This is a genomic window from Anaplasma bovis (genome assembly GCF_036903315.1).
Lineage (GTDB): Bacteria > Pseudomonadota > Alphaproteobacteria > Rickettsiales > Anaplasmataceae > Anaplasma > Anaplasma bovis.
Genome location: NZ_JAWLNY010000042.1, coordinates 1 through 8,791, shown reverse-complemented (window position 1 = coordinate 8,791; position 8,791 = coordinate 1). Strand labels below are relative to the sequence as shown.

General features: G+C 42.0%; 6 protein-coding genes. 1 reads left to right on the top strand and 5 read right to left on the bottom strand.

Annotated elements, in window-relative coordinates; translation table 11 throughout:
* On the top strand, positions 1 to 751 hold a 751-nt coding region (locus tag R4I06_RS03725; protein ID WP_334414211.1), incomplete at its 5' end, for a polyprenyl synthetase family protein.
* Between the two features lie 18 nt (positions 752 to 769).
* On the opposite strand, the gene R4I06_RS03720 is transcribed toward R4I06_RS03725, so the two are convergent.
* The 5 genes from R4I06_RS03720 to polA form a co-directional block, all read right to left on the bottom strand.
* Complete coding sequence (locus R4I06_RS03720; RefSeq protein ID WP_334414209.1) at positions 770 to 3,250, bottom strand: hypothetical protein; 2,481 nt, start codon at positions 3,248 to 3,250, stop codon at positions 770 to 772.
* A 258-nt stretch (positions 3,251 to 3,508) separates the two neighbouring features.
* A complete protein-coding gene (locus tag R4I06_RS03715) occupies positions 3,509 to 4,237 on the bottom strand; it encodes an ABC transporter ATP-binding protein (protein WP_334414208.1) in 729 nt (242 codons plus the stop codon).
* A 6-nt stretch (positions 4,238 to 4,243) separates the two neighbouring features.
* Entirely contained in the window at positions 4,244 to 5,041 is a 798-nt protein-coding gene (locus R4I06_RS03710; protein WP_334414207.1) for an MlaE family ABC transporter permease, read from the bottom strand.
* Positions 5,038 to 5,733, bottom strand: a complete 696-nt coding sequence (gene rpe / locus R4I06_RS03705; RefSeq protein ID WP_334414206.1) for a ribulose-phosphate 3-epimerase — start codon at positions 5,731 to 5,733, stop codon at positions 5,038 to 5,040. Before rpe ends, R4I06_RS03710 begins: the two co-directional genes overlap by 4 nt.
* A 118-nt stretch (positions 5,734 to 5,851) precedes the next feature.
* Positions 5,852 to 8,422, bottom strand: coding sequence for a DNA polymerase I (polA, locus tag R4I06_RS03700; RefSeq protein WP_334414205.1), 2,571 nt, complete (start codon positions 8,420 to 8,422; stop codon positions 5,852 to 5,854).
* Positions 8,423 to 8,791: the final 369 nt, after the last annotated feature.

The window sequence follows — 8,791 nt, the reverse complement described above, 5'->3', positions numbered from 1 at the left end:
AGAGTTCATACACTGCGCCACTTTGTTGCATGACGATGTTGTGGATGAAAGTATTTTCAGGAGAGGGGTGAAGACTTCAAACGCAATATGGGGCAACAAAACGAGCATTTTAGTGGGAGATTTTCTTCTTGCTGTGGCATTCCAATGGGTTGTAGCTTGCGATAGTTTGCCAATAGTATCCGTGCTTTCAGATGCGTCGAGTATCATGATTACCGGGGAAGTGCAGCAGATGGTTTACAGCAAAGACCCTAACATCACACTAAGTAAATACTTGGAGATAATATCCGCTAAAACTGCCGCTCTCTTTTCTGCCGCATGCGAATCTTCTGCTATTCTCCACGATGCATCAGATGCGTACAGGCATGCCTTAAAACAGTTTGGGTATAATTTCGGCATGGCATTTCAGATTTTGGACGACATTCTAGATTACACAGCAACTAAAAGCGACCTAGGTAAAGACCCAGGCAAAGATCTTTTGGATAAGAAAGTCACATTACCCTTGATTATAACATATGACAGCCTAGAAACTGACGAACGCGATGCGCTCCAGCATCTTCTCTCTTCCAGTGACGACATTGATTTCCACGTGGTATACCGCTACATGGAAAAGTGTGATGCAATAGAGCGTTCAAGAAAGTTTGCACTAGAGTATGCAGATAAAGCTCTCTCACACCTGCACATTTTACCGGATTCCGAATGCAGATATAAACTTGCGCAGTTCTTACAAAGCACTACACAGAGACCCTGCTGATCGTGTTACTGTACACATTTAAAGGTGCGCACTTCCTTGCGTAGTTTTCTCTCTATACAACCTATCATCACCATCTTTTCTCAGATTGTGCACACTACTCGCGTGATATGTGCTCCTACTTCTAGTTCTCGAACCATGCCCCACATTGAGACGTATTCTGTCTTGCTGAACTTCCCTGCCAGATAATCTATCGTCACCATCTCTATTGAAATCACGCATACTACTTGTACGACATGTACTCCTACTTCTAGTTCTCGAAACATGCCCCACATTGCCACGTAGGCTGCCTTGTTGAACTTCCCTGCCAGATAATCTATCGTCACCGTCTCTATTGAAATCACACATACTACTCGTGCGACACATATCACTATCTCCTGGGAGGGGTTTTACATCATTATCTTTGCGTAAATTTGGAAGACTACTAGCACGCACTTTCCTTGCGCTTGCTGTACTATCACTACATACACTCACATCTGCTACGGCTTCTTCTGGCTGCACGTATTCTATAGCTCGCTGTACACTCATGTACGGATTTGCACATTCCAACAGATCTGCACTATTCTTTGCAGAGTTTGTTTTGTACATATTGAAGTTTTCTACCATAAATGTAATATCACGGGCGGCCTTGCGTGTAGCGTACCTATAGCACAGATATGCAGTAGAAATAGATATTACACCGAGACTACACGCCACTAGTGATAACCCGATTTTAAAGCGTGGTTCAAGCAAAGCACTCTGGATGACAGCAATCATTTCCACTAGTGACAGTGACGCAGATATTATTGGCACAATAAAGGTTCCTGCTATGCAGATGCCTTTATTTGTCTTACAGTATTTTATCGTATCTTCCGTCTCTTTTAAGACACCCAGGTTTCTTTCCAAAAACGAAGAACTCTTCTGGCCCAGCATGGCCATCGTCGCAAAAAACCTGTTAATTCGTATGGAGCGGACGTCGTATACCCACTCATTTACACTGCCTGGGTTCTTCTTTTTTTCTGCGCAAGCTCTCGCATTTTTTGCATATCCTGCAGTAATGGAAGCTTTCCTTATGTACTTAGGATTTTGTAGCATAATGTGCACAACTTCTTTCGCCGCATCTCTGGCACCAATAGAACTGTTCACTTTGTAGCAGCCGAAAATTGCTCCCATGTGCATGGACGTAAAACCGTCTCGTTCCTCTGACTCAATGTCAGAATCAGCGCACATATTGCTTAGCAGCGTTTTGTAGTCGTGCAAGAGCTTTGTAATAAGCTCTATGCGGTTGCTTTTTCCTTGCAATGCAGAATCTGATGCAGCACAGATTTTTTCATCAATCCCGTACACGACTCCTAATACGGTATCATAAACGCTGGACAGGTTTAGTACGGCGTCATGTATACCCTTATTCTCTGAAGCTACCCTTGCTACTGCTTGCCGTATACCAGCTAACTCACCAACTCTCATTGATTCCCGCAAACTCTTATTAGCATCAGATAACGTATCCTTTTTAGTGGCATTCATGCATTCCAGTGAAAAAAACAGCGCGTAGTACGGTATATTTGCTATCATCATCTCCGTAGTGGAGTACTCGCTTGCATACGCCGTAGAACTTGCTTTTTTGAAGCGAGTTACAACTTCATATACTACTTTGGGTGAGCAGTACACGGATGACAACGCGTATTGCAACAAGGTGTTACCCATATTGTCCTGCGTATCTATATCCTGTAACTCTGAGCTACCACACCTCTTTTCCTCTTCCACCAAGAGTCTGCTCAAGATGCTTCCGTAGAATTCTTCTTCTAACGTGCCACCGCACATTGACAATGCATAATGTACTGGACGTGCTCCTCGCGCATCTAAAGAATAGCCAGAAAAACCCAAAAATAACGCCCTTAGTGGCTCAAGCAATAGAACCTGTATTTTGGGACAACTTGTGTAGAAAAAATATTGCAGAGCCATTATGTAAACACAGCTTTTTTTGCAGCAGAACTGCCCATCTTTTCCGCCAAATATGTATTCAACATTTTCCAATTGTAAAAACTTCTCCACCTTTCCGTGAAATTCTTCTTGTAGGACTTGATCCTGTGCGTATGAAGAGCGTGTAGCCTCAAATTTTTCAGCTATGATGCGTATCCCTTCAGCAATGTGTGGAAAAGTTGCGCTCAGCTTTATAATAGACTCTTCAATCTTCTTGTTTTCCTCCTGATCTGGAACATTTCCCTGCTTCGGAGCGAACAACTTACCCATCTTTTCCAGCAAAGGCCCCACTACAGGAGTTTCAATCCGTGTGTTTATCTTCTCATATACATTGCGACATATTCCGCTAAGTGCATCAAAGATACTGGGGTTTTTCTTGGGAAACAGAATTGTTGCGCCTATCAGTAAAGATAGTATAGTGTCCTCTCCTTCGTACCGTGCTTCAAGAATTTCCTTTGTTGACATCGCAGATAAGAGCGGGAGCCATGAATTATCCTGTTTCTCAAGAGCGTATGCTATTTTTTCTATTGTGCTGCCTGACATAAACCTTTCATAACCGTGTTAACGTTAAAAACAAAATAGGCGCTGCAGAGCGCATATACGTACATGTTAGAATTACGAATGCACTATGACACAAATTGTATCCGCTAGCACAATCCACATATCGAGGGTAGTAATTGCGTTCTGATATTTATTAATTTCTTAATAAATATTGAACACAGAGTATAGGATATTGAAACGTTTATGAACAAAAACATTAAAATTTAAATCTTGCAATTCACAAAGAAAGCGCTGTTCCTGCTATTTGCGCATTCCCAATCTCATAAATTTGGACACATATGGATCTTGGCACATCTCTATTTTTTCTACGGTGTCGCACACAATAATCTTTCCACTTTTGAGCACAGCAATTCTGTCTGCAACTTGAACAGCACTGCCTATGTCGTGCGTGATGGTGATGATAGTAAGCTTGAATTCGCTATGACACCTCACAATAATGTCAGTAACAACATCAGACATTATCGGATCGAGGCCTGATGTTGGTTCATCTAATATGAGTATCTTAGGTCTTCCAATAATTGCTCTAGCGAGAGCCACCCTCTTTTTCATGCCACCAGATAGCTCAACTGGGTACGCGTTCATTATGCTTGGCTCTAGACCCACCAATTCCAATCCGAACCTAGCAAGTTCTTTAGCTCGTGCCTTATTTACATTTAGCCTTCTGTGAAAATCAAATACCACATTCTCCCATATTGTAAGGCTGTCAAATAGCGCACAATTTTGAAATAGCACGCTAAAATCTCTTATTATTCTGCTCCTATTTTCTAAAATACTTTCACCGTGAACAAAAACATTACCCTGGGTCGGAGTCATGAGTCCCAAAATTATCTTCGCCAGTACAGACTTACCACTGCCTGATTCTCCCAATATTACGAGAGACTCTCCATGAGAAATATCTAAGTCAACCCCCTTAAGTACTTCTTTCCGCTGAAAGGACATATGAAGATTCGAGAGCGATACGGCATACATAATTTGCTACACGTAAAAAACAGTGATCACATAGTTAAGCAATATAATAAGCATTGAAGAAGCTACTACCGCGTGTGTGGTAGCCGCACCAACACCTCGAGCACCTACCTCGCAGTGATACCCGCTGTAGCAACTAACTAGAGATATCACAAATGCAAAAGATACCGACTTAACTACTCCCTCAATTATGTGCCCAAGCTGTAAAAATTCTATCACTCCCCCTATATATTCTTCATGATCATACCCCAATGCCAAAGTTCCGATGACATACCCACCGAATATGCCTAAGAGGTCCGTGTAAATGATAAGCACTGGCATAGCTAGTGCTAGCGCTACAACGCGTGGAGCTATTAGATAGTGGAAGGGGTCGGTATTGAGAGTGACTAACGCATCTATCTGCTCAGTAATGCGCATACTCCCTATTTCTGCGGCAACTGCAGCGCCTATTCTTCCCGCAACAATGAGCCCCATAAGTACTGGGCCCAATTCTCTCACAATTCCTACAGCGACGACACCCGCCATAAAGCTTCCTGCAACTTTACTCCCCCCAACAAGAATGTCCTGCAATATTAACGCTCCACCTGTAAATATGGATGTTACTCCCACTATTGGCAGGGAAAAGAACCACATTTCAAAAAATTGCCTTGCTGTTATGCGCAAATAGTATGGAGGAACAGCACTATGATAAACAGCCTTGAAACAAAATATCGATACCTTACCTATTAGAACTAGGAGCCCCAAAAATTGTCTACCTACTGTCGCACATATAACAAGTAAGGAATCCTTCCCCATATTAATGCTCATGTGTTACCTGAAAGTGACTTCAAACTTTTTACGGTACCCGCCATGTCCTGAGCTCTAAATAGCGCTGTGCCCATTACTAGTATATCCGCTCCAGCCGTTATTATATCTGGCGCGTTAGATAAAGAAACTCCCCCATCCACCGCTATTTTTGTGTTCAAGGACTTGTCGTTTATCATTTTCCTAATGTTGCTTATTTTCTCCAACTGAGATGTGATAAACTTCTGCCCCCCGAACCCGGGGTCTACCGACATAACAAGGACCATGTCTATGTCATTTATAACATACTCAAGAACACTAGGATGAGTCTTAGGAACAATTGATACTCCAACTTTCCTGCCGCACTGCTTAACTCTGTCTATAAACCTATATAGATGCATCTCGGACTCTAGATGTACCGTAACCATGTCTGCACCGGCATCTATAACACTTTGAAGGTGATCAGCTGGCGAATTAACCATGAGATGGACATCCAAGACCATGTCAGTGCAACTCCTTATTCCGGAAATCACTACAGGTCCGATAGTTAAACTGGGGACAAAACACCCATCCATAACGTCGACATGTATCCAATCTGCACCTGCAAGCTCTACAGCTTCTATCGATGCTCTTAAGTTGGAGAAGTCCGCAGACAGCAAAGAGGCGGAAACTATAACCTCCCCGGCACAACAGTCACTTGTAGTTTCCTTTTTCACCAGCACAGCAGCAATCCCTCGACAATGCCTTCGTGATTATAATCCGAGTTGTGAGTCTTTCAAGCTATCATAGTACCGGCTTCTAAATTCTATCGTCATTATTAAGTATAATTCTTCCTTAAATTCTGACCTTAGCCATCTCGCCCCAATTATCTCCTATACTCACATCAGTCTCCATGTGCACAGAGAACTTTACAACACTTTCCATAATTTCCTTCATGAGTCTGGCCGTGGATTCCGCTTCATTTTCAGGTACTTCCACTACCAGTTCATCATGCACCTGCATAACCATGTGTCCCGCTTTTAATGCACCTGACACAGCTATCATGGCTTTCTTAAAAATATCGGCAGCCGTACCTTGTATGGGAGCATTGATTGCCGCTCTTTCAGCATTACTTCTAGTGGCGCGCCTACTGCTGTTTATTCCACTTATAAAACATTTCCTACCAAAAACTGTGGTAGTATATCCATACTTTTTTGCATACGCTTTCGTCACCTGCATATAACGCTTAATTTCCGGATAGGATCGAAAATACTGCTCCATGTACTCGCTTGCATCTGCTTTTACCAGCCCCACATTCCGTGATAATCCCCTTACACCCATACCATAAAGAATTCCGAAATTTATTGATTTTGCACTTCTTCTCAATTCTTCATCTATCTCTCTCCCCGCGAACATCTGCTGCGCAGTCACGTAGTGTATATCCTCTCCCTGAGAAAAAGCCTGCTTAAACAGCTTTACATCCGCAATATGAGCCATAATCCTGAGTTCCATTTGCGAATAATCTGCTGATACTAGCTTGTACCCAGGACGCGCAACAAATGTCTTGCGAATTTCTCCTCCTTCTTTGCTTCTAATCGGAATGTTTTGAAGGTTGGGATTACTAGAACTTACTCTACCCGTTACCGTAGACACCATGGAATAGCTTGTGTGGATTCTATCGCCACTGTCAGACTGCCTCATCAAAGCATCGGTATATGTACTTTTAAGTTTAGTAAAGTGGCGCCACTTGAGAATCTTGTCTGCAATAACTTCTCCGTTTTCAGACATTGCCCCTAAAACATCTGCATTAGTGCAATACACCCCCGAAAACATCTTTCTAGCTTTTCCTAACCTCAAATTTTCGAATAACACTTTACCAAGTTGTTGTGATGAGGCTATGTTAAATCTGCAGCCTGCAAGATCATATATCTCCTCTTCCAAAGCATGTATGTGGTATGAAAAATCATCAGAAAGTTTTTTCAATGACGGCATGTCTATCTGAACGCCCACTCTCTCCATGTCGTATATCACTTTTATGAGAGGCCTTTCTAATGCGTAGTACACAGTACACAACCTTGCTTCAAATATTTTAAGCTTCATCAGCCTATGGAGTCTTATGAGCAGCTTGGCCTTGGAGACTTTCTGTGAGTTCCTGATTTTTAGATAAGAAAGAAGTATACCATCCAAACTGCTATCATGCTTAGCTGCATCAAGGGTATAAAACATTATCATGATGTCATCGAAGGCCACTATTTCGGGAAAAAACCTCATGATAGACTTCGCGTCGTACACAACCTTCAATATTGATTCAGACCTCAGTATGGGACTTATCGTCTCAATAAAACCGTCTAGTTCTTCCCCCTTTACAGTAAATACGCTCTCTTCATCATATGCGACCGAAATGCTGCTTAGTTTTCCTTCCTCCTCCTCAGTAGTGTGTACAGCCAGAATCCCACTGTACTCACATTTACTGAGAAGAAACTCCCCAAGTCCAGAATCTTCTTCTCGCTCTTGACTCTCATCAGTTTCACCTTCTTCTGTCTCAGCATGTACACACTCAAGCGAAATTTGGTAATATCTCTCAACTTTGTTGGTAAGAGATGCTAGTTCATACTTTTCCAAAAATTCCTTTATGCATTTAACGTCAGGAGACTTATGAACATACTTCTCAAGGTCACCGCCTATATCAACAGCATTATATAAAGATATGAGATTGCGTGAAAGAATGGCCTGATCGGCATGCTGTATAAGCATTTCACGACATTTCTTTTTCTCTATTTTCTCGGCATCGCGTAGAACATTGTCCAGCGATCCAAACTCACTGATAAGCTTCGCAGCGGTCTTTATCCCAATACTGGGAACACCAGGAACATTATCAGATGCATCTCCTGTAAGAGCCAATGCATCCAATAGCTTATCTGCAGATACTCCAAACTTGTCAATTACGTACTCATTATCAAGGTACCTGCTTTTTATAGGGTCATATACATGAACATTTTTCCCTATCAACTGCAGCATATCCTTATCTGCAGTGAGAATTCTAATCGTGATATCGTCGGATGCATACTTTGCGCACAGGGTCGCAATTACGTCATCTGCTTCATAATTCTCTACCTCTTCACTGGCAATATTAAAAGCTTGGACAACCTCTCTCAGGGGGGCAAACTGCTTTATGAGTTCTTCAGGAAGAGGAGCACGATTACTTTTGTACTCTGGATACATAGCATGGCGAAAATTTTTCGTACCTGAGTCAAAAACCACCACCAAATAGTCAGAGAGATAAGTAGACAGATGTTTGAGCAAGATACTAATAAATCCGTATACCCCACCTATAGGCATTCCATAAGATGTGCTCAGACTGGGAAGTGCATAATACGCACGAAATAGAAATCCATATGCATCTATTATTACAAAACTTTTTTTCACAGCAGTGTTCTCGCAAATATACAACTTAAACTGCGGTCTGAATCCATCGCCCCAATTTGGATTTGTTCCGCATATTCAATTCCTTATGCCAGGATACACTCGATATGATAAAATTCATACCTACACTTTTAAGGTTTTATAATAACATATCTAGTACAATCTGCGATATGTTACCATAGCACATGTTAAGTATATGCAACAGTTAAGTAATCAAGGTGATTCAAGTCTCAATGTGGCTCTGAACACCGCATCAAGATCTCCGGTTACAGGTCGGAAAAGCTCTAGTACTAGTAGCAAGATTGCAGCTTCAAAAACCGCAGGAAAGTCAAGTGCTAAGGCTAGCAAATCCACATCTGCAAAAACTGCTAA